This is a genomic window from Streptomyces sp. NPDC008137 (assembly GCF_042957035.1).
Lineage (GTDB): Bacteria > Actinomycetota > Actinomycetes > Streptomycetales > Streptomycetaceae > Streptomyces.
Window position 1 is genome coordinate 382000 of the sequence record NZ_JBIBHN010000002.1, and the last position, 26034, is coordinate 408033.

At 72.1% G+C, this 26034-nt stretch carries 24 protein-coding genes and 1 pseudogene; 14 read left to right on the plus strand and 11 right to left on the minus strand.

Annotated features, from left to right (window positions below; all coding sequences use genetic code 11):
- The first annotated feature begins 150 nt into the window (after positions 1-150).
- The 4 genes and pseudogenes from ACFZBT_RS05260 to ACFZBT_RS05275 all read left to right on the plus strand — a co-directional run.
- Positions 151-549, plus strand: a complete 399-nt coding sequence (locus tag ACFZBT_RS05260) for a 6-carboxytetrahydropterin synthase (RefSeq protein ID WP_184588322.1) — start codon at positions 151-153, stop codon at positions 547-549.
- Positions 546-1745 carry a glycosyltransferase gene (locus tag ACFZBT_RS05265; protein ID WP_391098519.1) on the plus strand — a complete coding sequence of 400 codons (1200 nt, stop codon included), beginning with the start codon at positions 546-548 and terminating at the stop codon, positions 1743-1745. The genes ACFZBT_RS05260 and ACFZBT_RS05265 overlap by 4 nt, the downstream gene beginning before the upstream one ends.
- Positions 1742-2821, plus strand: coding sequence for a methyltransferase domain-containing protein (locus tag ACFZBT_RS05270; RefSeq protein WP_391098521.1), 1080 nt, complete (start codon positions 1742-1744; stop codon positions 2819-2821). Before ACFZBT_RS05265 ends, ACFZBT_RS05270 begins: the two co-directional genes overlap by 4 nt.
- A gap of 32 nt (positions 2822-2853) precedes the next feature.
- A pseudogene (locus ACFZBT_RS05275) lies at positions 2854-3861 on the plus strand (lysylphosphatidylglycerol synthase transmembrane domain-containing protein); the annotation flags it as partial.
- Between the two features lie 77 nt (positions 3862-3938).
- Here ACFZBT_RS05275 and ACFZBT_RS05280 read toward each other — a convergent pair.
- Positions 3939-4685 carry a creatininase family protein gene (locus ACFZBT_RS05280; RefSeq protein WP_391098523.1) on the minus strand — a complete coding sequence of 249 codons (747 nt, stop codon included), beginning with the start codon at positions 4683-4685 and terminating at the stop codon, positions 3939-3941.
- Positions 4686-4726: 41 nt separating this feature from the next.
- On the opposite strand from ACFZBT_RS05280, the gene ribA reads away from it, so the two are divergent.
- From ribA to ACFZBT_RS05295, 3 genes are all read left to right on the plus strand, one after another.
- Positions 4727-5386 (plus strand): GTP cyclohydrolase II, encoded by a 660-nt coding sequence (gene ribA, locus ACFZBT_RS05285; protein ID WP_391098525.1) that lies wholly within the window; start codon positions 4727-4729, stop codon positions 5384-5386.
- A 158-nt stretch (positions 5387-5544) separates the two neighbouring features.
- Positions 5545-6606, plus strand: a complete 1062-nt coding sequence (locus ACFZBT_RS05290; protein WP_391098527.1) for a saccharopine dehydrogenase — start codon at positions 5545-5547, stop codon at positions 6604-6606.
- Entirely contained in the window at positions 6596-7753 is a 1158-nt protein-coding gene (locus ACFZBT_RS05295) for a saccharopine dehydrogenase C-terminal domain-containing protein (protein ID WP_391098529.1), read from the plus strand. The genes ACFZBT_RS05290 and ACFZBT_RS05295 overlap by 11 nt, the downstream gene beginning before the upstream one ends.
- A gap of 5 nt (positions 7754-7758) precedes the next feature.
- Here ACFZBT_RS05295 and ACFZBT_RS05300 read toward each other — a convergent pair whose 3' ends face one another.
- Complete coding sequence (locus ACFZBT_RS05300; protein ID WP_391098532.1) at positions 7759-8988, minus strand: serine hydrolase; 1230 nt, start codon at positions 8986-8988, stop codon at positions 7759-7761.
- 320 nt (positions 8989-9308) lie between these two features.
- On the opposite strand from ACFZBT_RS05300, the gene ACFZBT_RS05305 reads away from it, so the two are divergent.
- The 5 genes from ACFZBT_RS05305 to ACFZBT_RS05325 all read left to right on the plus strand — a co-directional run bounded on the left by ACFZBT_RS05305 (position 9309) and on the right by ACFZBT_RS05325 (position 12356).
- Positions 9309-9599: a hypothetical protein gene (locus tag ACFZBT_RS05305; protein WP_391098534.1), complete on the plus strand. Its 291-nt coding sequence runs from the start codon at positions 9309-9311 to the stop codon at positions 9597-9599.
- Positions 9600-9888: 289 nt separating this feature from the next.
- On the plus strand, positions 9889-10848 hold the full coding sequence (locus ACFZBT_RS05310; RefSeq protein WP_391098536.1) for a hypothetical protein: 960 nt from the start codon (positions 9889-9891) through the stop codon (positions 10846-10848).
- A gap of 309 nt (positions 10849-11157) precedes the next feature.
- A complete protein-coding gene (locus ACFZBT_RS05315) occupies positions 11158-11451 on the plus strand; it encodes a metalloregulator ArsR/SmtB family transcription factor (RefSeq protein ID WP_391098539.1) in 294 nt (97 codons plus the stop codon).
- Complete coding sequence (locus ACFZBT_RS05320) at positions 11448-11837, plus strand: VOC family protein (protein WP_391098542.1); 390 nt, start codon at positions 11448-11450, stop codon at positions 11835-11837. The genes ACFZBT_RS05315 and ACFZBT_RS05320 overlap by 4 nt, the downstream gene beginning before the upstream one ends.
- A gap of 108 nt (positions 11838-11945) precedes the next feature.
- A complete protein-coding gene (locus ACFZBT_RS05325) occupies positions 11946-12356 on the plus strand; it encodes a VOC family protein (RefSeq protein WP_391098544.1) in 411 nt (136 codons plus the stop codon).
- 94 nt (positions 12357-12450) lie between these two features.
- On the opposite strand, the gene ACFZBT_RS05330 is transcribed toward ACFZBT_RS05325, so the two are convergent.
- A complete protein-coding gene (locus ACFZBT_RS05330) occupies positions 12451-13809 on the minus strand; it encodes an MFS transporter (RefSeq protein WP_391098547.1) in 1359 nt (452 codons plus the stop codon).
- Between the two features lie 174 nt (positions 13810-13983).
- On the minus strand, positions 13984-14655 hold the full coding sequence (locus ACFZBT_RS05335; RefSeq protein ID WP_391098550.1) for a TetR family transcriptional regulator: 672 nt from the start codon (positions 14653-14655) through the stop codon (positions 13984-13986).
- A gap of 143 nt (positions 14656-14798) precedes the next feature.
- On the opposite strand from ACFZBT_RS05335, the gene ACFZBT_RS05340 reads away from it, so the two are divergent.
- Together ACFZBT_RS05340 and ACFZBT_RS05345 are read left to right on the plus strand one after the other, a co-directional pair.
- Positions 14799-15686: a shikimate dehydrogenase gene (locus ACFZBT_RS05340; protein WP_391098552.1), complete on the plus strand. Its 888-nt coding sequence runs from the start codon at positions 14799-14801 to the stop codon at positions 15684-15686.
- Between the two features lie 89 nt (positions 15687-15775).
- On the plus strand, positions 15776-17572 hold the full coding sequence (locus ACFZBT_RS05345) for a TIM barrel protein (protein WP_391098554.1): 1797 nt from the start codon (positions 15776-15778) through the stop codon (positions 17570-17572).
- Here ACFZBT_RS05345 and ACFZBT_RS05350 read toward each other — a convergent pair.
- The 7 genes from ACFZBT_RS05350 to tal all read right to left on the minus strand — a co-directional run bounded on the left by ACFZBT_RS05350 (position 17559) and on the right by tal (position 26022).
- Positions 17559-19025: a membrane-associated oxidoreductase gene (locus tag ACFZBT_RS05350; RefSeq protein WP_391098556.1), complete on the minus strand. Its 1467-nt coding sequence runs from the start codon at positions 19023-19025 to the stop codon at positions 17559-17561. The genes ACFZBT_RS05345 and ACFZBT_RS05350 overlap by 14 nt on opposite strands.
- Positions 19026-19094: 69 nt before the next feature.
- Positions 19095-19682 (minus strand): histidine phosphatase family protein, encoded by a 588-nt coding sequence (locus ACFZBT_RS05355; protein ID WP_391098558.1) that lies wholly within the window; start codon positions 19680-19682, stop codon positions 19095-19097.
- A 4-nt stretch (positions 19683-19686) separates the two neighbouring features.
- Positions 19687-20571, minus strand: coding sequence for a phosphogluconate dehydrogenase (NAD(+)-dependent, decarboxylating) (gene gnd, locus ACFZBT_RS05360; protein WP_391098560.1), 885 nt, complete (start codon positions 20569-20571; stop codon positions 19687-19689).
- 1 nt (position 20572) lies between these two features.
- On the minus strand, positions 20573-22237 hold the full coding sequence (gene pgi / locus ACFZBT_RS05365) for a glucose-6-phosphate isomerase (protein WP_391098562.1): 1665 nt from the start codon (positions 22235-22237) through the stop codon (positions 20573-20575).
- Positions 22230-23165, minus strand: a complete 936-nt coding sequence (gene opcA / locus ACFZBT_RS05370; protein ID WP_391098564.1) for a glucose-6-phosphate dehydrogenase assembly protein OpcA — start codon at positions 23163-23165, stop codon at positions 22230-22232. Before opcA ends, pgi begins: the two co-directional genes overlap by 8 nt.
- Complete coding sequence (gene zwf / locus ACFZBT_RS05375) at positions 23162-24880, minus strand: glucose-6-phosphate dehydrogenase (protein WP_391098567.1); 1719 nt, start codon at positions 24878-24880, stop codon at positions 23162-23164. Before zwf ends, opcA begins: the two co-directional genes overlap by 4 nt.
- On the minus strand, positions 24877-26022 hold the full coding sequence (gene tal / locus ACFZBT_RS05380; protein ID WP_391098569.1) for a transaldolase: 1146 nt from the start codon (positions 26020-26022) through the stop codon (positions 24877-24879). The genes zwf and tal overlap by 4 nt, the downstream gene beginning before the upstream one ends.
- Positions 26023-26034 lie beyond the last annotated feature (12 nt).

A 26034-nucleotide genomic window follows, 5' to 3' on the forward strand; every position in this document is an offset into this window, starting at 1 on the left:
CATCCGGTACGACATCGGTACGACAAGAGCGCCTGACCTGAGAAAAGAGGTAGCGGAGGCTGAACAGGGGAAGGCAAGGAGCCGTATTACCCGGCATCCCCGGCAGCCGACAGCGGGGGAGCAGACGCGCCGCACCTGGAGGGTCGTCCGTTGTTCAGCATCACCGTCCGCGATCACATCATGATCGCCCACAGCTTCCGTGGCGACGTCTTCGGACCGGCGCAGCGCCTGCACGGGGCCACGTTCCTTGTGGACGCCACGTTCCGGCGCGAACAGCTGGACGAGGACAACATCGTCGTCGACATCGGGCTGGCCACCCAGGAACTCGGAGCCGTTGTCAGCGAGCTGAACTACCGCAACCTCGACAACGAACCCGACTTCGCGGGGGTCAACACCTCCACGGAGTTCCTCGCCAAGGTCATCGCCGACCGGCTCGCCGAGCGCATCCACAAGGGGGCGCTCGGCGAGGGCGCCAAGGGCATCGCGGGCCTGTCCGTCACCCTGCACGAGTCGCACATCGCCTGGGCGAGTTACGAGCGTGCGCTGTGACCGACACGACCATCGAGCGGCCCGGCCAGACCGGACCGGCACGCCTGAACTACGTTCCGGTGCAGCACGCCACCCTGAAGAACGCCGAGATCATCCCCATGTCCCTGCGCACCGTGCACTTCGTGCTCCCGGGCGGCATCGACGACCCGGCGGCCCCCAGCGGCGGCAACGCCTACGACCGGCGCGTCTGCCTGGACCTGCCCGGCTTCGGCTGGCAGGTGACCAAGCACGCCGTCGCCGGTGACTGGCCCCGGCCGGGGGCCGAGGCCCGTACGGAACTGGCCCGCGCCCTGAGCGCACTGCCGGACGGCGCCGTCGTCCTGCTCGACGGCCTGGTGGCCTGCGGGGTCCCCGAGATCGTCGTGCCGGAGGCGGAACGGCTGCGCATGGCCGTCCTCGTCCATCTCCCGCTCGGCGACGAGACCGGCCTCGACCCGGTCGTGGCCGCCGAACTGGACGCCAAGGAGCGGGCGGTGCTGCGGGCCGTGCCTGCGGTCATCGCCACCAGCGACTGGGCGGTCCGCCGCCTGGTCTCCCACCACGGCCTTCCCCCGGAGCGTGTCCATGTCGCCGCCCCGGGCGCCGACATCGCGCCCCTCGCGCCCGGCACCGACGGTGTCTCGCGTCTGCTGTGCGTCGCCGCCGTGACCCCGCGCAAGGGCCAGCACCGGCTGGTGGAGGCACTGGCCACGGTGACCGACCTGCGGTGGAGCTGCGTCTTCGTCGGCAGCCTCACCCAGGAGCCCGAGTACGTCGCCCATCTGCGGTCCCTCATCGCCGAGCACGGCCTCCAGGACCGGCTGGAGCTGGCGGGCCCGAAGGCCGGCGCCGCACTCGACGCCAGTTACGCCACCGCCGACCTGATGGTCCTCACCTCGTACGCCGAGACCTACGGCATGGCTGTCACCGAGGCACTGGCCCGGGGCATCCCGGTCATGGCCACGGACGTCGGCGGGCTCCCCGAGGCGGTCGGCCGCGCCCCCGACGGCGGCGTGCCCGGCATCCTCGTCCCGCCGGAGAACCCCGCCGCCATCGCCGCCGAACTGCGCGGCTGGTTCGGCGAGGCGGACGTACGGCGTCGCCTCAAGGCCGCCGCCCGCAGCCGCCGCGCCTCCCTCGCCGGCTGGGCCACGACCGCACAGAGCCTGGCGGCGGTACTGCGCCGGCTTCCGAACGAACCCCGGAGGGCCGCATGACGAACCAGGCGACGACCCAGCAGAGCGGGGCGATTCCGACGCAGCCCGGGCCCAGAGAGGCCGCCGAGTCGAAGGAGGTCACCGTGGTGGCGGACGCCAAGGCCCCGAAGCCGGGTGACGCGGTGATCGCGTGGGCGGGTGACGCCGTCGTGGCGGGCGCCGCCGGCGCCGTCATCCCGGGCGCGGGACCCAGCGGCACCCCCGGCTCGCGGCCCACCGTGAAGCTGCGCGAGGCCGACCCCGACGATCCGCCCCGCTACGCGCCCGAGTGGCTGGAGCTGCGGGAGCCGGCCGACGCCGCCGCCCGGTCGCACGACCTCCTCGACCCGCTGCGTATCCGGCTCGCCAACCTGCCGGGCAAGTCGGGCGTCGCCATCCACGACCTGGGCTGCGGCACCGGGTCGATGGGCCGCTGGCTCGCCCCCCGTCTGGACGGTGCCCAGCACTGGGTCCTGCACGACCGCGACCCCTATCTGCTGCACTTCGCCGCAGTCGCCTCCCCGCGCTCGGCCGCCGACGGCAGCCGGGTCTCGGTCGAGACCCGGCGCGGTGACGTCGCCCGCCTCACGCCGGACGCTCTGAAGGGCGCGAACCTGGTGACGGCGTCCGCGCTGCTGGACGTCCTCACCCGTGACGAGATCGACGCCCTCGCCGCCGCCTGCGCCGGAGCCGGCTGCCCCGCCCTGCTGACCCTGTCCGTCGCCGGGCGGGTCGAACTGACCCCGGCCCACCCGCTGGACGCGGAGATCGCCCAGGCGTTCAACGAACACCAGCGCCGCGACGGCCTGCTCGGCCCCGACGCGGTCACGGCGGCGGCCGAGGCGTTCTCCGAGCACGGCGCGACCGTACGGCTGCACCCGAGCCCCTGGCGGCTCGGCCCCGAGCAGGCCGCGCTCACCGAACAGTGGCTGCGCGGCTGGGTCGGCGCCGCCGTCGAGCAACGCCCCGACCTGCGCGACCGCGCCGACGCCTACCTGGCCGAACGCCTGGCCGCCTGCGCCGCCGGCGAGTTGCGCGTCACCGTCCACCACACCGACCTCCTGGCCCTGTGCCGTCCGGTGGGCGGAGCGTCATGAGCCCCCAGGCGACGGGGACACGTCCTCGACCGATGACCGTCGAGGGCGACCGGCTGCTCCGGAGCGGCGACAGCGGGAGCCTGCTCGGGGAACCCGATGCTCCGGCACCGGAGGCTTCCCGCCCCGCCGGTTCCCCGTCGCCCGGCCCGATCCGCGCCGCCCTGGCCCGGCTCGGCTCCCGCAAGGCCCGTACGCATCTCGGCACCCTCGCCGGAGTCGCCATCCTCGCCGTGCTGTCGTGGCGGCTCGGCACCGGTGTCCTCCTGGACGGGCTGAGCCGGATCGACGGGACGTCGTTGCTGCTGGCGCTCGGGATCGGGCTCGTCACCACGGTGTTCAGCGCGTGGCGATGGGCGCTGGTGGCCCGGGGGCTCCGGATCCGGCTGCCCTTCGGACCGGCCGTCGCCGACTACTACCGCGCGCTGTTCCTCAACGCGGCGCTGCCCGGCGGCGTCCTCGGCGATGTGCACCGGGCGGTCCGGCACGGGCAGAGCGAAGGCGACCTGGGCCGGGGCGTGAAGGCGGTCGTCCTCGAACGCGCCGCCGGGCAGATCGCCCTGTTCGCCGTCGGGGCCGTGGTGCTGCTGACCATGCCGTCCCCGGTGCTGTCCGAGGCCCGGCACATCGCCCCGCTCGCGGCCCTGGCCGCGGTGGGCGCCCTCGCCGTCGTCCTCGCCCTGCGCATGAACCGGGCGGCGCCCTCACGCCGCGGACGGAAGCTGCGCGGGGTCCTCACCGAGGCACGCGAAGGGCTGCTGTCCCGCCGCAACGGGCCCGGAGTCATTGTCTCCTCCGTGGTCGTTCTGGCAGGTTACGTGGCCATGTTCGTACTCGCCGCCCGCGTCGCCGGGGCCGCCGCCTCCGTGGCCGTCCTGCTGCCGCTCGCGGTCCTCGCGCTGCTGGCGATGGGGCTGCCGCTGAACGTCGGCGGCTGGGGGCCGAGGGAGGGCGTCACCGCGTGGGCGTTCGGGGCCGCGGGTCTCGGCGCCGGCCGGGGACTCGCCGTCGCGGTCGTCTACGGGGTGCTCAGCCTCGTGGCGAGCCTGCCCGGCCTGATCGTGCTCGTCGCCCGCTGGTACACAGGCCTGCGTGCCCGGTCCCGGGCCGCCGCGAACGACTACCCGTCAGCAGCCCCGTCGTCCGCGGAGGTCAGCAACGAGAAATACGCCCCGAAGGAATCCGCGAGGCTCGCCAGGAGTTCCTTCCCCTTTTCCGCCGAACCCAGCGAAGCCCGTCCGATGACACCGGAATCGGTGTAGCCGGACATGCCGAGGGTGAGTAGATGGCGCCGGTCGTCAGCGACGAAATCGGAGGTCTCATATCCGGGTCGGAGCATTTCGGGATGAGCGTGCAGAAGGATGGAGGTTTCAATTTCCCCCGCGTGCATGTCGGTGAGCAGCGAGGTGACCACACCCGCCCGCTCCCGCGCCTCCTCCCAGTCCTCCGGGGCCGGGAAGAGAGCCATCCGCTCACCGCGGGCGGAGGATTCCTGGACCACGTTGCCCAGTACGTAGTTTCCGCCGTGCCCGTTGACCACCACCAGGGCCTCGACGCCGGACCGGCGGAGCGAATCCGCAATGTCCCGTACCACCGCATGAAGGGTCACCGAGGAGATGCTGACGGTCCCCGGCCAGGCCGCGTGCTCGTGCGAGCACGAGATCGTCACCGGAGGAAGGAGGTGCACCGGGTACGCGCCGGCTATCTCCCGCGCGACGGCACAGGCGACGAGCGTGTCGGTCGCCAGCGGAAGAAACGCACCGTGCTGCTCGAAGCTCCCCACGGGAAGCACCGCGACCTGCCGTGAGACACCGGCGCCCCGCGTCCGTACGTCTTCCGTGGTGTCCGCCGGCACCAGATCACTCATAACGTCACGGCCTTTCGTCTCTGCTTAGGAACTCGAGAATCATGACAGACAACATTGGCGTACTCGGCAAGAAGGCAGCGCAGCGGACCGGCGTGGAACGCGTCGTGAATGCCCCCTTGCCCACCGTGTACGGGAAATTCCAGGCGATCGGCTACATGGACCACGACCGCGGCGACGAACAGGTCGCGCTGGTCTACGGCGAGATCGGCACGAACGACGTCCTCATCCGGCTGCACTCGGAGTGCCTGACGGGTGACGCCTTCGGTTCCCAGCACTGCGAGTGCGGCGACCAGCTCGACGCCGCCCTGCGCGCGGTCGTCTCCGAGGGCGCGGGCGTCGTGGTCTACCTCAGAGGGCATGAAGGCCGTGGCATCGGCCTGCTCGGCAAGCTGCGTGCGATGGCCCTGCAGGCGGAGGGCCTGGACACCGTCGAGGCCAACCTCGCCCTGGGCCTGCCGGTCGACGCCCGCGACTACGGGGTGGCCGCCCGCATCCTGGAGGACCTGGGCGTGAGGTCCGTCCGCCTGATGTCCAACAACCCGCGCAAGCGCGACGCGCTGGTGAGCCACGGCATCAAGGTCGCCGAGCAGGTGCCGCTGCTGATCCCGCCGTGCGAGAACAACATCACCTATCTGCGGACGAAGCGGGAACGCCTCGACCACCACCTGCCCCATCTGGACGCGGTGGTCAGCTCCTCCTGAGGCACCGGGTGCCCGCACGGGCGGGCTCCGGTTCTCCTCGGCGTGACCTGGGCGCATTCGTGCGCGACCCGAAGGCGGGCCGCGTACGCTTCGTGGACGTCAGCCCCTTGAGCGTCGGCCCTCAGCGGCCGACGCCTCACGCCGGAGGACCACCTGGTATGACCGAGCTCCATCTGTGGCTGCGCCACGAGGCCCGAACGACCGAGCGACGCACACCGATCGTGCCCGACGACGCCCGGCGGCTCGTCGGGAACGGAGTGGAACTGACCGTCGAGGAGTCCCCCCAGCGGGTCTTCCCGATCGAGGAGTACGAGGCGGCCGGCTGCCGTGTCGTGCCCGCGGGCTCCTGGGTGACGGCGCCGCCCGACGCCGTCGTGCTCGGCCTGAAGGAACTGCCGGCGGAACCAGCCGAACTGACGCACCGGCACATCTTCTTCGGCCACGCCTACAAGGGCCAGCCCGGAGCGGCCGACCTGCTGGGCCGGTTCACGGCCGGGGGCGGGTCGCTGTTCGACCTGGAGTACCTGGTCGACGACACCGGGCGGCGCCTCGCCGCCTTCGGTTTCTGGGCCGGCTATCTGGGCGCCGCCCTCGCGGTGCTCCGGCACCGGGGCCGGCTGCGGGCACCGCTGACGCCCACCACCAAGGCGGAACTGGACGAGACGCTGAAGCCCGCCGCCGCCGACGCCGAGTTCACCGGCCTGGTCATCGGCGCCCTGGGACGCAGCGGCCGCGGTGCCCGCGTGGCGTTCGCCGCCGCCGGAGTCGACCCGACCTGCTGGGACCTCGCCGAGACCCGCGACCTGGACCGCCGCGCCCTGCTGGAGCACGACGTGATGGTGAACGCGGTGCTCGCCACCACCCCCGTCCCGCCCTTCCTCCGCGATCAGGACCTCGACACCCAGGACCGTCGGCTGCGCACCCTGTGCGACGTGACCTGCGACGTCGGCTCCCCGCTCAACGTCCTCCCGGTGTACGACGACACCACCGACTGGGACGAGCCCGTCCGCCGGCTGCGCGACGCACCCCCGCTCGACCTGATCGCCATCGACAACCTCCCCTCCCTGCTGCCGCTGGAGTCCAGCGCCGACTTCTCGGCGGCCCTGTACCCGCAGCTGCTCGACTTCGGCGTCGGCGGGCCCTGGGGACGCTGCCTGGACCGCTTCCGCCAGGCCCGCCGTGAACACGGACTCGACAAGGGGGAGTTCGATGAGCGCTGACCCGGTACCCGCGAGCGGCACCGTCCACTGGATCGGCGCCGGCCTCTCCACCGGCAGCGGACTGGCCGCGCTGTGCGACACAGCCGAGCACGTACGGCTCTGGCACCGCACCGAGAGCCGCGCGGCCGACGCCCTCGGCCGGCTGGACCTCACCGGACGGGCCGAGCCCCGCGCGTACTCGCCGGAAGCGCTCGCCGCCGAACTCGCCCCCGGCGATGTCGTCGTCTCCATGCTGCCCGCGCCGGACCACGCCCCACTGCTCGCCGAGTGCGTACGGCGGGGAGCGCACTTCGCCTGCTCCAGCTATGTGTCCCCAGCGGTGCTGGACCAGGTGCCCGCCGCCGAGAAGGCCGGCCTCGTCGTCCTCACCGAGTCCGGGCTCGACCCGGGCATCGACCACCTGTTCGCGCACGCCCTCGTCGCCAGGGCCCGGGACGCCGTCGGCGACGGGACCCCTGCCTCGTACAGCCTCACCTCGTACTGCGGCGGTGTCCCCGCCGTCCCGAACGACTTCACGTACCGCTTCAGCTGGGCACCCGCGGGAGTCCTCAACGCCCTGCGCTCCCCGGCCCGTTACATCGAGGGCGGTGCCGAGACCGTCGCCGACCGCCCGTGGGAGGCCACCCGGCGGCATGTCGTCGAGGGGGAGGCGTTCGAGGTCTATCCCAACCGCGACAGCGTCCCGTTCGTCGCGCAGTACGACCTGCCGGACGCCTGGACACCGCGGACGTTCGTACGCGGCACCCTGCGTCTGGAGGGCTGGCTGCGGGCCTGGGACGGTGTCTTCGAGGAGCTGAAGAGGGGCGACGACACCCGGATCGCCGCCCTGGCCCAGGAGCTGGCCGCCGCCCATCCCACGACGGACGAGGATCGTGACCGGGTCGTTCTCGCCGTGTCACTGGAGGTACGGGCCGAGACGGGGCGGAGCTGGTCCGGTGGCTACCTCCTGGACCTGGTGGGTGACGCGAGGGAGAGCGCGATGGCCCGCTGTGTCTCGCGCGCCCTCGCCCTGGGTGTCCGCCACATCCTGGACGGCTCCCTGCCGCCGGGCCTGAACCGCGCCGCCGAGACCGCGGCCCGGTCCGAACAGTGGCTGCGTGAACTCGCCCAGGAAGGAGTCGAGTTCACGCTGCGCGTCGACGGGTGACGGGCTCAGTCCGACAGGGCCTCGTGGACCAGCCTCTTCAGGTCCCGGAACACCGTGTGCGAGGATCGGGGCCGCACCTGCGTCATGAACTGCACCGAGAGGTCGCGGCCCGGGTCCACCCAGAACGTCGTCGTCGCCACCCCGCTCCAGCCGTACGCGCCGAGTCCGGACGGCACGAGCGTGCGGGACGGGTCGATGACCACGGAGCAGTTCAGGCCGAAGCCGACCCCGTCGTTCCCCGGCTCGTCATGGGCGGGACGGCTGCCGAAGGCGCGCAGGTCGGCGCCGTCGGGCAGATGGTTGCGGGTCATCAGGTCCACGGTCCCGGGGGCGAGGAGCCGCACGCCGTCCAGTTCGCCGCGGCGGCGCAGCAGCTCCATGAAGCGGTGGTAGTCGTGAGCGGAGGCCACGATGCCGCCGCTGCCCGAGAGGAACCGCGGCCGGCCGCGCAGCGGCAGCCCCGGGATCGGCTCGATGCCGCCGCCCTCCGTCTCGCCGTACATCTCCGACAGCCGGGGCGCCTGCTCGTCCGTGACGTGGAAACCCGCGTCCGTCATGCCGAGCGGGCCGAAGATCCGCTCGGCGCAGAACACGTCGAGCGGCTGCCCCGACACGACCTCGATGATCCGGCCCAGGACATTGCTGGCCACCGAGTAGTTCCACTCGGTGCCCGGCTCGAACTGCAGCGGCAGACTCGCGTACACCTCGATGGTCTCGGCCAGGTCCGCGCCCGGCGGCACCGACGACTCGAGGCCGGCCGCGCGGTACAGGGCGTCGACGGGGTGGGTGTGGTAGAAGCCGAAGGTCAGACCCGAGGTGTGGGTCATCAGATGCCGGACGAGTATGGGACCGTCGGCCGGGCGGGTCCGTACGTCGGCCCCGGAGCCGCTGACGTACACCCGCGGCTCGGCGAAGGCCGGCAGATGGTCGGCCACCGGGTCGTCCAGCGACAGCCGGCCCTCCTCCACCAGCAGCAGCGCGGCGACCGCGGCGACCGGCTTCGTCATGGAGTAGACCCGCCACAGCGTGTCGGGCTCGACCGGGAGCCCGGCCGCGATGTCGCGCAGCCCGTGCGTCGTGAGGTGCGCGACGCGTCCGGTACGGGCGACGGACACGAGGAAGCCCGGCAGCCGCCCCTCGTCGACCAGTCGGGCGAAGTGCCGGTCCATGCGGTCCAGCACCCGGGGGTCCAGCCCCGCCTCACCCGGATCGGCCTCTTGCCGCAGCTGTGCCATCGCTCTTCCTCCGTCGCGCTCGTCGAGGTGAGATCCGGCATACCCCGCACGGGCCGCCTCCGATCCCCTCGTGCCGCAGGAACCTTCATGATCGCGGAGGGACAGGTGAACGACCGGACTCACCAGGCCGACCGGAGTGTTCCGGGCGCCGCGCGGCCGGGATGGAACCGTGGCTCGCTGATGCCGTGACGCCTCATCAGCCGCCCGCCCACCGGCTAGGGTTGATCCACTGCAACGACCGGGATGGGGGAGTGCGGCCGCATGTCGGACCCGATCTCGCTGGGCGCCATCGGCGCGGTCTCGGAGCCGTCGGATCGGGCATGGCGAACGAGGCGGGCAAGTGGGCCTGGGAGTCGGCCGGCGGACTGGTCCGCCGGATCACCGGACGCGAGGTGCCCGCACCCACCATCCGTGACCAGGTCGACGACGTGGCCCGTCTGGTGCACGAGCGGGTCAGTGAAGACCCCCGGCTGGCCCGCGCGTGGGCCGACTTCGCGCGCGGCGTACGCGGCGTCCCGCGGCTCGCCGCGGCAGGCCACCGCCCCTCCCTGCCCACCGCCCCTCCCTGCCCACCGCCCCCCGCTCCTTCACCAACCGTGAGCGGGCTCTGAAGCTCCTCGACAAGGAGGCGACGCGCCCCTTCGAGGGGCGCCCCGGGCTCGCCCTGCTGCACGGCCCCGAAGGCATCGGCACCAGCACCCTCGCCGTTCACTGGGGCTGACGGCGCTCCGCCCGTTTTCCCGACGGCCAGCTCCACACCGATCTGGGCACCTCGCACCGGAGGCCGCCGCCGCGGCCCTGCTGCGCCAACTCGGCCTGTCCGAGGCGGAGATACCCCCGTCGCCGGAGGACCGCACCGCCCTTTTCCGCGACTGCCTGACGGACCGTCGGCTGCTCCTCGTGCTCGATCACGCCCGGTCCGCCGCCCAGGTCAGGCCACTGCTCGTGGCGGCGCCCGACGTGGTCACGATCGTCGTCGCCCGGCAGCCGCTCATCGACCTCGGCGCCCTGCGGCTCCCCGTGGGGTCGCTGGCCCGGCGGGACGCCGAGCGGCTCCTCACCAGGCTGGTGGGCAAACCGGCCGTCACCGCCGCCCGCGCCGCACTGCCCGCCGTGCTCGACCGCTGCGCCGGTTCGCCCTACGCCCTGTGCGCCGCCGCACCCCGGCTGGCCGCCGCCCCGGCCGTGCCCACGGAGGTTCCCGCCGTGCCCGAGCCCGACCCCGTGCCGGCCGCCGCGGAGGACTCCTACCGCAGGCTGACCCCCGGCGCCGCCCGCCTCTACCGCCTCGCCGGACTTCACGACTGGCCCCGCCTGGACGCCGCCGCGGCCGCCCGGGCCGCCGACGTCGACGAGACCGAGGCCGCACGCCACCTGGAGGAGCTCGCCGGGGCGCTGCTCGTCGAACAGACCGGCACCGGCCGCTTCCGCTACCGGCCGGCGGTCCGCGCCCATGCCGAGCGCACGGCCGCCGCCGTCGACGGCATCGCGATGTGCTCCTCCTCCGTCACCCGGGTCGTCGGGCACTACCGCGACCTCGCGGTCGGCGCGGCGCGGGCGGCACTGCCACAGAGCTGGCGGGTGCCCCGCGCCCCCTCGCCGGTGTCGTACCCGGCCCCGGGCGCGGCCGTCGCCGCCCTGACCGCGGAGGCACGCAACCTCGTGGCGGCGGTCCGCGCCGCCGAGGACGTCCAGGACCCGGACACTCTCGTCCTGCTGGGGCGGGCGCTGTGGCCGCTCCAGCTCAAAGCGGGACACCACGACATCCTGCTGCCCGCGTTGCTGACCTGCGCGCGGACGGCCGACGCCCACGTACCCGGCACCCGTGCGGCCGGCGCAGCTCGGCGACGCCGCCGCTGAACGCGGACGACTCCGGGCAGGTCGCGAGCAACTGCACCCTGAGGTCGTCGTGGAACAGCGGCAGGACGTCGAGGAGCCGGGTCGCGGCAGTGACGTTGTGGACGACGAGGAGGACCGTGCGGGCCTGCCCCCGTGTGGTCCACCGCGCCGCGTCGCCCCCGACCGGCACCCGTATCCACCCGGCACCCGGCACGTGCTCGTCCACCTCTCGCGATCGCTCCGCCCATGACAGTGCACACGATATGCAACGCCCCCCGAGCGCCGTCCCCCCGCTTGATAGGCAAGCGTCCACTTGCCTATCGTGGGGTCATGGCGGAGGATGTTTTCAAGGCACTGGCCGACCCCACCCGCCGGCGCATCCTCGACGAGCTGGCGGAACGGGACGGCCAGAGCCTGTTCGAGATCTGCACGCGGCTGGTGACAAAGCACGGACTGGGGCTGTCCCGGCAGGCGATCAGCCAGCATCTCGCCGTGCTGGAAGCGGCGGGTCTTGTCGTGTCACGGCGCGAGGGCCGCTACAAATTCCATGATCTGAACACCCAACCCCTTGAGCGCATCGTGGCCCGGTGGCTCAAGTCCGACACCCCGGAGAGCAGCCCATGAGGATCCACATCACCAGTGTCTTCGTCGACGACCAGGAGAAGGCCCGGAGCTTCTACACCGACGTGCTGGGCTTCGTGAAGAAGCACGACGTCCCGGTGGGGACGGACCGCTGGCTGACCGTCGTCTCACCGGAGGACCCCGACGGCACCGAGCTGCTCCTCGAACCCTCCGGCCACCCGGCCGTGCAGCCGTACAAGACGGCGCTGGTCGAGGACGGCATCCCGGCCGCATCCTTCGCCGTGGACGACGTACAGGTGGAGTACGAGCGGCTGCGCGGGCTCGGGGTGCGTTTCACCCAGGAGCCGCTGGAGATGGGCCCGCTCACCACCGCGGTGCTGGACGACACCTGCGGCAACCTCATCCAGATCGTGCACACCAAGGCCTAAGCCCCGGGGCGCAGGTCCGATGGCCGATGTCATGGGGCGGCCGGCTTCCTAGGCTGCGAGGCGGGTACGCGGCCGCCGCGGACCAGGACGCCATGAGAAGAGGACGCCATGCCCGTGAACGGCCGCAGTCACATCCGTATCGCCCGACCTTCCCGGGACCTCGCCGCGGCCGAGCGGTTCTGGCGGGAGGGGCTCGGGCTGGACGTGGTGTGGCGGGCCGAGGGCGGGGGCGAACCGGGGGAGCATGATCTGCTGATGCTCGGCTGGCCCGACGCCGACTGGCACCTGGAGCTGGTGCACGAGGCCGCGCGTCCGGTCGCGCCGCGCCCCACCGAGGAGGACCTGCTGGTGATCTACGCGGACGGCCCCGTCCCGGACGACCTCGTCGCACGCCTGGAGGCGCACGGCGGCAAGCGGGTGGAATCCCCCAACCCCTACTGGAACGAGTGGGGTATCACCGTCGAGGACCCCGACGGCTACCGCTTGGTCCTGTGCCGCCGAGCCTGGTCCAACACCTGAAGACCGACCCCGAGGCGCGCGGGGCTGTATCGACTTGCGGCTCCGCCGCGCGTGCGCGACCAGCCCCCACGCACCCGCACCAGGCATCAAAGGGTCAGGCCGCCACCTTCTCCGGCTGACCGGTTCCCTGAGCCGCACGCTCACCGAGCCCCTCCGTGGGAACCCGGTTCGTCTCACGCGCGGACAGCGCCGCGATCACGGGCGGCACGCACAGCGCCGCCGTGAACAGCGCCACCGCCGACCAGTCGTCGCCGTCCGGCCCGGCGATCTGCGCGGCGAACGTCACCGCGAAACCGGCCGCGGCGAAACCGATCTGCGTGCCGATGGCCACGCCGGACAGCCGGACCCGGGTCGTGAACATCTCGCCGTAGAAGGCGGGCCACACACCGTTCGCGGCGCTGTAGACGACGCCGAAGCAGAGGATGCCCGTCAGGAACGTCAGCGGGTAGGAGCCCGTGGAGATCGCCCACAGGTACAGGAACATCGTCACCGCGCTGCCGGCCGCGCCGATCAGGAACACCGGGCGGCGGCCGATCCGGTCGGACAGCGTGGCCCACAGCGGGATCGCGGCGAGCGCGACGACATTGGCCAGGGCACCCACCCACAGCATGGCGGTACGTGACATGCCCACCGCGTCGCTGGTGGCGTACGCCAGCGCCCACACCGTGAAGATCGTGCTGACCGAGGCGATGAGCGCGCCCCCGATCACCCGCAGCACATCCGTCCAGTGCTCGCGCATCAGTACCACCAGCGGCAGCTTGACCACGCCCTCCTCGGCGGCCTGCTGCGCGAAGGCCGGGGTCTCGTCCAGCTTGCGCCGGATGACGTAGCCGACGACGGCGACACCGACGCTCAGCCAGAACGGCACCCGCCAGCCCCACGACAGCAACTGCTCCTCAGGCATCGCGGCGACCGGGAGGAAGACCAGCGTGGCCAGCAGCTGGCCGCCCTGGGTGCCGCTGAGGGTGAAGCTGGTGAAGAAGCCGCGCCGGCCCGGTGGCGCGTGTTCCAGCGTCATGGAGTTGGCGCTGGCCTGCTCGCCCGCAGCCGAGATGCCCTGGAGAACCCGGCACAGCACCAGCAGGACCGGGGCGAGGGTGCCGACCTGGTCCCGGGTCGGCAGACAGCCGATCAGGAACGTCGACAGGCCCATCAGCATCAGCGTGAAGACCATGATCTTCTTGCGGCCGAGCTTGTCGCCGAAGTGGCCGAGGACCAGCGCGCCGACCGGCCGGGCGGCGTACGCGACGCCGAACGTGGCCAGCGACAGCAGGGTCGCGGTCGCCGGATCCGACTCGTCGAAGAACACGGCGGGGAAGATCAGCGCGGCGGCGCTGCCGTAGATGAAGAAGTCGTAGTACTCCAGCGCGCTGCCGATCCAGGCGGCAGTCGCGGCTTTCCTGGGCTGACCGGGCGGGGCTGCGGCCCCTTGGGGCGTGGCGGGGACGGACACGTGCGGCTCCTTAGCGGGCTCCACCTTAGGCGGAGCGGGACGAACGGCGAGCAGGGGGAGACGTGCCGGATCGCGGCTAATTAACCCACTGGGTAGTTAGTAGGGGATGGCCAGTGATGCTGCGCCCGTGTGCCGCCGGTGTCAAGAGGTCGCGCGCGGGAGTCAGGGGTCCGCTCAGTCCGCCGTGCGTTCCGCGGTCAGATACGCGATCACCATGTCGCCCAGCATGGTGCGGTAGTGCGCGCGCTGCGCCGGATCCAGCAGGTCGCGGCCGAACAGCGCGCCGAAAGTGTGCCGGTTGGAGACCCGGAAGAAGCAGTACGAGGAGATCATCGCGTGCAGATCGACGGCGTCGACGTCCGCCGTGAACAGGCCCGACTCCTGGCCGGACGCCAGGATCCGGCGGATCACGTCCAGGGCGGGGGAGCCGATCTTGCCGAGCTTCTCGGAGGCGGCGATGTGCTGCGCCTCGTGGATGTTCTCGATGCTGACCAGGCGGATGAAGTCAGGGTGCCGCTCATGGTGGTCGAAGGTCACCTCGGCCAGGCGCCGGATCGCCGCCACCGGGTCCAGGTGCTCGACGTCGAGCTGCTGCTCGGCCTCCCGGATCACCCCGTACGCCCGCTCCAGCACGGAGGTGAACAGCTGCTCCTTGCCGCCGAAGTAGTAGTAGATCATCCGCTTCGTGGTGCGGGTGCGGGCGGCGATCTCGTCCACCCGGGCCCCGTCGTAGCCGGCCCGGGCGAACTCCTGCGTGGCGACGTCGAGGATCTCGGCCTGGGTGCGGGCGGCGTCGCGGACGCGCTCGCGCTCGCCGGGGCGTGCCGGTTCTTCGACGCTGGTCATCAGGTTCCTTCGGGCGGAGGGGCCGGTGCCGGTGATTGTAGAAGCAGGGGAGCGGCCGCCCGTGGGGTCTTCCCGCGCTCGCGCTCGGCTGATATAGCTAACGTACTAGTTCGTACATTAGTGAGTCGCTCAGGAGGCGTCGCGTGCCCAAGGAGTCGTATCTCGTCGGACTGATCGGTTCCGGCATCGGCCCGTCGCTCAGTCCGGCGTTGCACGAGCGGGAGGGCGACCGCCAGGGCCTGCGCCTGCTGTACCGGCTCATCGACATCGATTCCCTCGGGATGCCGCCCGAGGCGGTGGGCGATCTGGTGCGGGCCGCCCGCGACCTGGGCTTCGACGGGCTCAACATCACGCACCCCTGCAAGCAGCTCGTCATCGAGCACCTGGACGCGCTCTCCCCGCAGGCCGAGGCGCTGGGCGCGGTCAACACCGTCGTGTTCGAGGACGGCCGCGCCGTCGGCCACAACACGGACGTCACCGGTTTCGCCGCGTCCTTCGCGCGCGGACTGCCCGACGCACCGCTGGAGCGGGTCGTGCAGCTGGGCGCCGGAGGCGCGGGCGCGGCCGTCGCGCACGCCACGCTCACCCTCGGTGCCGAGCGGGTCATCGTCGTGGACGCGCTGCCCGAGCGGGCCGCGGCCCTCGCCGACTCCCTGAACCGCGCCTTCGGCCAGGGCCGCGCCGCCGCCGCGCCCCCGGAACGACAGGCCGAGCTGCTCGCGCACGCCGACGGCATCGTCCATGCCACGCCCACCGGCATGGCGGCCCACCCCGGCCTGCCCCTGCCCGCCGGCCTGCTCCACCCCGGACTGTGGGTCGCCGAGGTGGTCTACCGCCCGCTGGAGACCGAACTGCTGCGCACCGCCCGCGCGGTCGGCTGCGCTGTTCTGGACGGGGGCGGTATGGCCGCGTTCCAGGCCGCGGATGCCTTTCGGCTGTTCACCGGGTGCGAGCCGGACAGTGTGCGGATGCTCGCGGACATCGCGGAGTTGGCCGGTGACGTCGAGAGCTCGGTGGGCGGGGCCGCTTGACGGCTGCGGGTCGGCCTCGGTTGCTCGCGCAGTTCCCCGCGCCCCTCTACGGAGCGCTGTATCGCGGCATGTCGAAGGAGCAAGTATCCATGCGTACGTCCATCGCCACCGTCTCCCTCAGCGGATCCCTCACCGGGAAACTCGACGCCGCGGCCCGGGCCGGCTTCGACGGGGTGGAGATCTTCGAGAACGATCTGCTGGCCAGCCCCCTCACCCCCGAGGACATCCGCGCCCGCTGCGCCGATCTCGGACTGACCGTCGACCTCTTCCAGCCGATGCGGGACATCGAGGCCGTTCCCGAGGCCGAGTTCGCCCGGAACCTGCGGCGGGCCCGGCACAAGTTCGAGCTGATGCGCAGGCTCGGCGCCGACACCGTCCTCGTCTGCTCCAGCGTCTCCCCGCAGGCGGTGGACGACGACGCCCTCGCCGCCGAGCAGCTCAGCCGGCTCGCCGACCTCGCGCGGGAGTCCGGTGTCAGGGTGGCCTACGAGGCGCTCGCCTGGGGACGGCACGTCAGTACGTACGACCACGCCTGGCGCATCGTCGAGGCGGCCGGGCACCCGGCGCTCGGCACCTGCCTGGACAGCTTCCACATCCTGTCCCGTGGCTCGGACCCCAAGGGCATCGCGGACATCCCCGGCGAGAAGATCTTCTTCCTCCAGCTCGCCGACGCCCCGCTGCTCGCCATGGACGTCCTCCAGTGGAGCCGCCACTACCGCTGCTTCCCCGGCCAGGGCGGCTTCGACGTGGCGGGCCTCGTGCGGCACGTCCTGAGCACCGGCTACGACGGCCCGCTCTCCCTGGAGGTCTTCAACGACGTCTTCCGGCAGGCCGACGCCGGCCCGACCGCCGTGGACGCCCGGCGTTCCCTGCTGGTCCTCCAGGAGACGGTCGGCCGGGCACCCCTGCCCGACCCCGTCGTCCCCACCGGCGTCGCCTTCGCCGAGCTGGTCACGCCCGACGCCGAGCCCCTCACCGCCCTGCTCGGCTCCCTCGGCTTCACCCGCACCGCCCGGCACCGCGGCAAGCCCGTCGCCCTGTGGGAGCAGGGCGAGGCCCGGATCCTCGTCAACACCGGGCCTGCCGTCCGCCGCGACGGCACCCAGCTCGCCGCGATCGGGCTGGAGTCGCCCGACCCGGCCGCCGCGGCCCGGCGTGCCGAGGCGCTGCTGGCACCTGTCCTGCCCCGCCGCCGCGCACCCGAGGACGCCCCGCTGGACGCGGTCGCAGCCCCCGACGGCACGGAGCTCTTCTTCTGCGCCACCGGCCGCCCGGGCCTGCCCGACTGGCGGGCCGACTTCGAGGACACCGGCCCGGCCCCCGCCCCCACGGGCATCCGCCGTATCGACCATCTCGCCCTGACCCAGCCCTGGCACCACTTCGACGAGGCGGCCCTCTTCCATCGCGGGGTGCTCGGCCTGCAGGCCCAGGAGAGCGTGGACGTCGCCGACCCCTACGGACTGCTGCGCAGCCGCGCCGTCACCAACGCCGACGGCAGCGTCCGGATCGCCCTCTCGGTCGGCGCCGCGCCCACGGACGACACCGTCCAGGCCCAGCACATCGCCCTCGCCACCGACGACGTTGCCGCCGCGGCCCGCCGCTTCCGCGAAGCCGGCGGCCGGCTGCTGCCCGTCCCGGCGAACTACTACGACGACCTCGCCGCCCGCTTCGAGTTCGCCGACGGGGAGCTGGAGACCTACCGGGACCTCGGCATCCTCTACGACCGGGACGCGCACGGCGTCTTCCGCCACTGCTACACCCGGACCATCGGCCGCGTCTTCTTCGAACTGGTCCAGCGCGACGGCGGCTACCGGGGCTACGGCGCCGCCAACGCCCCGGTACGGCTGGCGGCGCAGCACACGGTGCGGGCCCTCACTGGCGGCTGACGGTCCGGGTGATGCCCGTGACGACCGTCGTGGCGAGGATCCAGCCGGTGAGGACCAGGGCGTAGGACAGCCACTGGTAGCCGCCCGCGGGGGCGAACGCCCCCTCCTGCCCGAAGGAGATCACCGGCAGGAGCAGATCCAGTGTGTAGAACACCGGGTTGAACTGCGGGGCCTCGTCCGTCTTCAGCGGCCGGGGGTGGTGCAGCGCGTAGGCGAGGGAGCCGATCACGAGCAGCGACACCAGCCAGCCCGCGGCCCGCAGGGGGCGGAAGCCGTAGCCGACGGTGGCGTCCTGGACATAGCCCCAGAGCCGGCCGTACCAGGGGAGGGTGCCGCGGTGGCGGCGCTGCTTGGCGAGCTGGACCTGGCGGGCGGCGTGGTCGTCGCCGATGCGCCGGTAGGCGGCCGTCAACTGCTCGTAGGCGTGCGGGACATAGCCCTCGCCGTCCCGCTCCAGCATCGCCAGCCGTCGCTCGGCGGGCGCGTGCGGGGTGAGGGAGGTGTAGACGAGGCTGTCGAGCAGGACCTCCTCCGGGACCACGTCCGGCTCCAGCCACAGGACGTCCAGCTGGGCGCGGCGCAGATTGAGCGTGCCCTCCATGGGCGGGCTCTTGCGCAGCCAGACCTCCCCGATGGTGCAGCTGCTGGCCCGCAGCGCGGCGTCGCCCGGGTTCGACAGGCGCGCGTGCGACAGGTCGAGACGGCCCCCGATCCGGGCGCCGCGCAGGCCGATCCAGCCGGATGTCCCCACGCCGCGCAGCAGGACGTCGCCCTCCACCGCGGCCAGCTCCGCGTCGAGGACGACCTCACCCGTGCTGCCCCGCAGCCGGGCGTCGCTCAGGTCGACGGATCCGGCGACCGACGCACCCGTCAGCCGTACCCCGCCCCGCGTCCGCAGGCCCGGAGCCGACAGGCCGTCCCCGATGGTCACATGGTTGAGCTGGAGCGCGGGCTGACCGGCGGACCGTTCATCGATGCCGGCCCGGTTGAGGAACAGCGCGCCCGCGATCTGTGCGCCGCCGAGCCGCACGGGCCCGTCGAACAGACAGTCCGACATGCGCAGGACGCCGTCCACCCGCAGCGTGGCGGCATCCAGGCCGGGCAGGACGGAGTCGCGCAGGTTCAGCTGGCGCACGCGCGCCGCGTACAGCACGGGGGCTTTCTCGAAGTGGCAGTGACTCAGGCGCACGGCGTGGTCGATCTCGCTGTACTTGAGGTCGAGCACCCCGGTGATCCGCGCACCACCCAGTCTGAGGGCGGCGGTCTCCCCGTCCTCCTGGGGAGCGCTCAGCAGCAGGGCCCGCAACACGGCCGCGCGCACGGTCCGTTCGGGGCCCCACTCCGCACCCCGCTCCGGGTCCTCGTCCGCCGACTCCCGGAAGTTCACGTCCCGCCCGCGCGAGAAGGCGCGCCACACCCGCTCCTCGGCGGATGTCATATTGTCGATCTCCATCAGCCGGGACTCTGACGCGCCGGCCGGGGGCTGTCAACCCACCCTCAACTCACCCCCGGCCGACGTCCGTTACGCCCGCGCGTTCCACTCCGCGATCACGGGCCGGCCGTGCTCGGTCGACAGCCGGCTGACCGTGCCGGTCTCCAGCCGGAACAGCCGTCCCTCCGCCGCCGACAGGCCAAGGCGGCGGGCCGTCAGGGCGCGGAGGAAGTGGCCGTGGGCCACCAGCATCACATCGCCCTCGGGCAGCGCCCCCGCCACCCGGGACAGCACCCGGTCGGCGCGCTCGCCGACCTCCTCGGGGGACTCGCCCGGCTTGCCGTCGCCGCCGGCCGGGCCTCCGTCGGTCCACAGGTCCCAGTCCGGGCGGGTGCGGTGTATCTCGTCGGTCGTGACGCCCTCGTAGGCGCCGTAGTACCACTCGTGCAGGTCCGGGTCCCGCACGGCCCCCGTCAGGCCCGCGAGTTCGGCGGTGCGCACCGCGCGGGTGAGGGGGCTCGTGAGGACCAGCGAGAAGGGGCGGCCCGCCAGCAGCGGAACCAGCGACTTGGCCTGTTCCTCGCCGCGCGGGGTGAGGGGCAGGTCGGTGAAGCTGGTGTGCTGTCCGCTCCGGCTCCACTCCGTCTCGCCGTGCCGGACCATCAGCAGATCGCCCACGGTGCTACGCCTTCTTCGCGGACTCGACGGCGTGGCCGCCGAACTGGTTGCGCAGCGCCGCGATCATCTTCATCTGCGGCGAGTCGTCCTGACGGGAGGCGAACCGGGAGAACAGGGACGCGGTGATCGCGGGCAGCGGCACGGAGTTGTCGATCGCGGCCTCCACGGTCCAGCGCCCCTCGCCGGAGTCCTGGGCGAATCCCCGGAGGTTCTCCAGGTGCTCGTCCTCGTCGAGCGCGTTGACCGCGAGGTCGAGCAGCCAGGAGCGGATGACGGTGCCGTCCTGCCAGGAGCGGAACACCTCGCGGACGTTGTCCACCGAGTCCACGGCCTCCAGCAGCTCCCAGCCCTCGGCGTAGGCCTGCATCATCGCGTACTCGATGCCGTTGTGGACCATCTTCGCGAAGTGCCCGGCCCCCACCTTGCCCGCGTGGACGTAGCCGTACGGACCCTCCGGCTTGAGCGCCTCGAAGATCGGCTGCAAGCGGTCGACGTACTCCTTCTCGCCGCCGACCATCAGGGCGTAGCCGTTCTTCAGGCCCCACACGCCGCCCGAGACGCCCGCGTCGACGAAGCCGATGCCGTGCTTGCTCAGCTCCTCGGCGTGCTTCTCGTCGTCCGTCCAGCGGGAGTTGCCGCCGTCGACGACCGTGTCGTACGGCTTGAGGAGGCCCCCGAGCTGGTCGATGACGTGCTGGGTGGGGCCGCCGGCCGGGACCATGACCCAGACGGTGCGCGGCGCGTCCAGCGCGTTGACGAGGTCGGCCAGGCCGGCCACGTCGGACTTCTCGGGGTCGGTGTCGTAGCCGATGACGGTGTGGCCGGCGTTGCGCAGGCGTTCGCGCATGTTGCCGCCCATCTTGCCGAGACCCACAAGACCGATCTGCATGTCAGTTCACTTCCCGAAGATTGCGGTAGGCGGCCACCAGCGCGGCCGTGGACGGGTCGAGACCGGGGACATCCGCGCCCTCGGTCAGGGCGGGCTCGACGCGCTTGGCGAGGACCTTGCCCAGCTCCACTCCCCACTGGTCGAAGGAGTCGATGTTCCAGACCGCGCCCTGCACGAACACCTTGTGCTCGTAGAGGGCGACCAGCTGGCCGAGGACCGACGGGGTCAGTTCGGTGGCCAGGATCGTCGTGGTCGGGTGGTTGCCCCGGAAGGTGCGGTGCGGCACCTGCTCCTCGGGCACGCCCTCCGCCCGCACCTCCTCGGCGGTCTTGCCGAAGGCGAGCGCCTGCCCCTGCGCGAACAGGTTGGCCATCAGCAGGTCGTGCTGCGCCTTGAGCTCCTCACTCAGCTCGGCGACGGGCCGTGCGAAGCCGATCAGGTCGGCGGGGATGAGCTTGGTGCCCTGGTGGATGAGCTGGTAGTAGGCGTGCTGCCCGTTGGTGCCGGGCGTTCCCCACACCACCGGCCCCGTCTGCCACTGGACGGGCCGGCCCTCGCGGTCCACCGACTTGCCGTTGGACTCCATGTCGAGCTGCTGGAGGTAGGCGGTGAACTTCGACAGATAGTGGCTGTAGGGCAGCACCGCGTGCGACTGGGCGTCGTGGAAGTTGCCGTACCAGATGCCCAGCAGGCCCAGCAGCAGCGGGGCGTTGGCCTCGGCGGGGGCGTTGCGGAAGTGCTCGTCGACGATGCGGAAGCCGTCGAGCATCTCCCGGAAGCGGTCCGGGCCGATGGCGATCATCAGGGACAGGCCGATCGCGGAGTCGTACGAGTAACGCCCGCCGACCCAGTCCCAGAACTCGAACATGTTGTCGACGTCGATACCGAACCCGGCGACCTTCTCCGCGTTCGTCGACAGGGCCACGAAGTGCTTGGCCACCGCCTTCTCGTCGCCGCCCAGGCCCTGAAGCAGCCAGGAGCGCGCCGAGGTCGCGTTCGTGATCGTCTCGATCGTGGTGAAGGTCTTGGACGCGACGATGAAGAGCGTCTCCGCCGGGTCCAGGTCGCGCACGGCCTCGTGCAGGTCGGAGCCGTCCACGTTCGACACGAAGCGGAACGTCAGATCCCGGTCGGTGAACGGCCGCAGCGCCTCGTACGCCATCGCGGGGCCGAGGTCGGAACCGCCGATGCCGATGTTGACGACGTTGCGGATACGGCGGCCGGTGTGGCCGGTCCACTCCCCGGAGCGGACGCGGTCGGCGAAGCCGGCCATCCTGTCGAGCACCGCGTGCACACCGGGCACGACGTCCTCGCCGTCGACCTCGACCACCGCGTCCCGCGGCGCCCGCAGCGCGGTGTGCAGGACGGCCCGGTCCTCGGTGACGTTGATCCGCTCGCCGCGGAACATGGCGTCGCGCAGCCCGAACACGTCGGTGGCGGCGGCCAGCTCCTGGAGAAGGGCCAGCGTCTCGTCGGTGACCAGGTGCTTGGAGTAGTCGATGCGCAGATCGCCCACGCGTACGACGTAGCGCTCGGCGCGCCCCGGGTCGGCTGCGAACAGCTCACGCAGGTCCGGCTGCGGCAGGGCGTCCTTGCGGTGGTCCTCCAGGGCGGTCCACTCGGGGCGCCGGGTGAGCTCGGGGGAGCCGGAGGGGGAGTCAGACATGAGCGGGGGTCTCCTCGGTGGCCTCGCCGTTCAGGGCGATGGCGTACATCTCGTCGGCGTCGAGGCGCCTGAGCTCCTCGGCGATGAGTTCGGAGGTGGCACGGACCTTCAGTGCCAGGGTGCGGGAGGGCTGGCCCGGCAGGGTCAGCGTGGCCAGCGGGCCCTCGGGGCGGTCGATGACGATCTCGCCGTTCCCGGTGCCCAGCCTTACGGCCGTCACGACCGGCCCGGCGGTGACCACGCGGTCGACCGAGACGTGCAGCCGCGCCTCCAGCCAGCGGGCCAGCAGCTCGGCGGCCGGGTTCTCGGCCTCGGCCTCCACGGCCGCCGAGGTGATCCGAGCCCGGGCCTGGTCCAGCGCCGCCGCCAGCATCGAACGCCAGGGCGTCAGCCGGGTCCAGGCCAGGTCGGTGTCCCCCGGGGCGTAGGAGCGGACCCTGGTCCGGAGCGTCTCCAGGGGGTTCTCCACCGCGTACAGGTCGGTGATCCGCCGCTGGGCCAGCGCACCGAGCGGGTCCTTGGACGGCACCTCGGGGGCGTCCACCGGCCACCACACCACCACCGGCGCGTCCGGCAGCAGCAGCGGCAGGACGACAGAGTCGGCGTGGTCGGAGACCTCGCCGTAGGTCCGCAGGATCACCGTCTCGCCGGTGCCCGCGTCGGCGCCCACCCGGACCTCGGCGTCCAGCCGTGAGGACTGGCGGTCGCGCGGGGTGCGGGCGTGCCGCTTGATGACGACCAGGGTGCGCGAGGGGTGCTCGTGCGACGCCTCCTCGGCCGCCTTGATCGCGTCGTAGGCGTTCTCCTCGTCCGTGACGATCACCATCGTCAGGACCATGCCCACGGCGGGGGTGCCGATGGCCCGGCGCCCCTGCACCAGCGCCTTGTTGATCTTGCTTGCCGTGGTGTCGGTCAGGTCGATCTTCATGGCCTGCGCCAGCTCCGTCCGTCTCGTGCGAGCATCTCGTCGGCTTCCGCGGGTCCCCAGCTGCCCGACGTGTACTGCGCGGGCCTGCCGTGCGTGGCCCAGTACCGCTCGATCGGGTCGAGGATCTTCCAGGACTCTTCCACTTCCTGGTGACGGGGGAACAGGTTGGCGTCGCCCAGGAGGACGTCAAGGATCAGCCGTTCGTACGCCTCCGGGCTCGATTCGGTGAACGACTCGCCGTAGGCGAAGTCCATCGTCACGTCCCGGATCTCCATCGACGTACCCGGCACCTTGGAGCCGAACCGGACCGTCATGCCCTCGTCCGGCTGGACGCGGATGACGATCGCGTTGGCGCCCAGCTCCTCGGTCGCGGTGGAGTCGAAGGGGGAGTGCGGGGCCCGCTGGAAGACGACCGCGATCTCCGTCACCCGGCGGCCCAGCCGCTTCCCGGTGCGCAGGTAGAACGGGACGCCCGCCCAGCGGCGGTTGTCCACCTGGAGCCTGATCGCGGCGTAGGTGTCGGTCTTCGACGAGGCGTCGATGCCGTCCTCGTCCAGATAGCCGCCGACCTTCGCGCCGCCCTGCCAGGCCGCCGCGTACTGCCCGCGCACGGTGTTCTTCCCCAGGTCCTCCGGCAGCTGCACGGCCCGGAGCACCTTCAGCTTCTCGGTGAGCAGCGACGCCGCGTCGAAGGCGGCCGGCTCCTCCATCGCGGTGAGCGCCATCAGCTGGAGCAGATGGTTCTGGATGACGTCGCGGGCGGCGCCGATGCCGTCGTAGTACCCGGCCCGGCCGCCGATGCCGATGTCCTCGGCCATGGTGATCTGCACATGGTCGACGTACGACCGGTTCCAGATCGGTTCGAACATCTGGTTGGCGAAGCGCAGCGCCAGGATGTTCTGGACGGTCTCCTTGCCGAGGTAGTGGTCGATCCGGAAGACCTGCTCCGGGTCGAACACGTCGTGCACGATCGTGTTCAGCTCCTCGGCCGACTCCAGGTCGTGCCCGAACGGCTTCTCGATGACCGCGCGGCGCCAGGAGCCCTCGGGCGCGTTCGCCAGCCCGTGCTTCTTGAGCTGCTGGGCGACCTTCGGGAAGAACTTCGGCGGCACCGAGAGGTAGAAGGCGTAGTTGCCGCTCGTGCCCCGGGAGGCGTCCAGCTCCTCGACGGCGGACCGCAGCTGCTTGAACGCCGTGTCGTCGTCGAAGTCGCCCGGGATGAACCGCATGCCCTCGGAGAGCTGCTGCCAGACCTCCTCGCGGAACGGGGTCCTGGCGTGCTCGCGGACCGCGTCGTGCACCACCTGCGCGAAGTCCTGGTCCTCCCAGTCCCGGCGGGCGAAGCCCACCAGCGAGAAGCCCGGCGGCAGCAGGCCGCGGTTGGCCAGGTCGTACACGGCCGGCATCAGCTTCTTGCGGGACAGGTCACCGGTCACGCCGAAGATGACGAGCCCGGACGGGCCCGCGATCCTGGGCAGCCGGCGGTCGCGCGCGTCGCGCAGAGGGTTGACGTAGTCGGCCTCGGTGTACTCCCTGGGCGGGACGGCGGCGGCCTCGGCCGTGCCGTCCACCCCCGTCTGCGCCGTGCCGTCCACCCCGGTCTGCTCGACCCCGGCCGCCTCCTGGGCCGCCACGGCCTCCTTCTCCTCCTTGGTCCCCTTGGTCTCCTGTTCGGCCGTCTGGGGGATGGCCGTCCGGGGGATGTCCTCGCTCATTCCGCGTCAACTCCCTTGCTGTTCAAGGACTTGGTGACCGCGTCCAGCAGGTCCTGCCAGGCCACCTCGAACTTGGCCACGCCCTCGTTCTCCAGTTGCCGCACCACCTCGTCGTACCCGATGCCGAGCCGCTCGACGGCCGCCAGGTCGGCGCGCGCCTGGGCGTAACCGCCGGTGACCGTGTCGCCCTGGACGTCGCCGTGGTCGGCGACGGCGTTCAGCGTGGCCTCCGGCATGGTGTTGACCGTGCCGGCGGCGACCAGTTCGTCCACGTACAGGGTGTCCTTGTACGCGGGGTCCTTCACACCGGTGGAGGCCCAAAGGGGGCGCTGCCGGTTCGCGTGGGCCCCGCCCAGCGCCTGCCAGCGCGCCCCGGCGAAGACCTCTTCGTACGCCTCGTAGGCGAGCCGCGCGTTGGCCAGGCCCGCCCGGCCCTTCAGGGCGAGGGCCTCGTCCGTGCCCAGCAGCGTCAGCCGCTTGTCGATCTCGGAGTCGACGCGGGAAACGAAGAAGGACGCCACCGAATGGATGGCCGACAGGTCGAGACCGGCCGCCTGTGCCTTCTCCAGACCGGCGACATAGGCGTCCATGACCTCGCGGTAGCGCTCCAGCGAGAAGATCAGCGTCACGTTCACGCTGATGCCCGCGCCGATCACCTCGGTGATCGCCGGCAGGCCGGCCTTCGTCGCCGGGATCTTGATCATCACGTTGGGGCGGTCCACCAGCCAGGCCAGCTGCCGGGCCTCGGCGACCGTCGCCGCCGTGTCGTGGGCCAGACGCGGGTCGACCTCGATGGAGACCCGGCCGTCCCGGCCGCCGGTGGCGTCGTACACCGGTCGCAGGATGTCGGCGGCGGCGCGGACGTCGGCGGTGGTCATCATCCGGACGGCCTCGTCGACGGTGACGCCCCGCACCGCCAGATCGGCGAGCTGTGCCTCGTAGCCCTCGCCGGAGCCGATGGCGGCCTGGAAGATGGACGGGTTGGTGGTGACGCCGACGACGTTCCTCGTGGCGACGAGCTCGGCCAGGTTGCCGGACTCGATCCGCCGGCGCGACAGGTCGTCGAGCCAGATCGACACGCCCTCGTCGGACAGGCGCTTGAGTGCTCCCGCGCTCGCGGTCGCTTCGGTCACAGTGATCATCTTCTTTCGGGC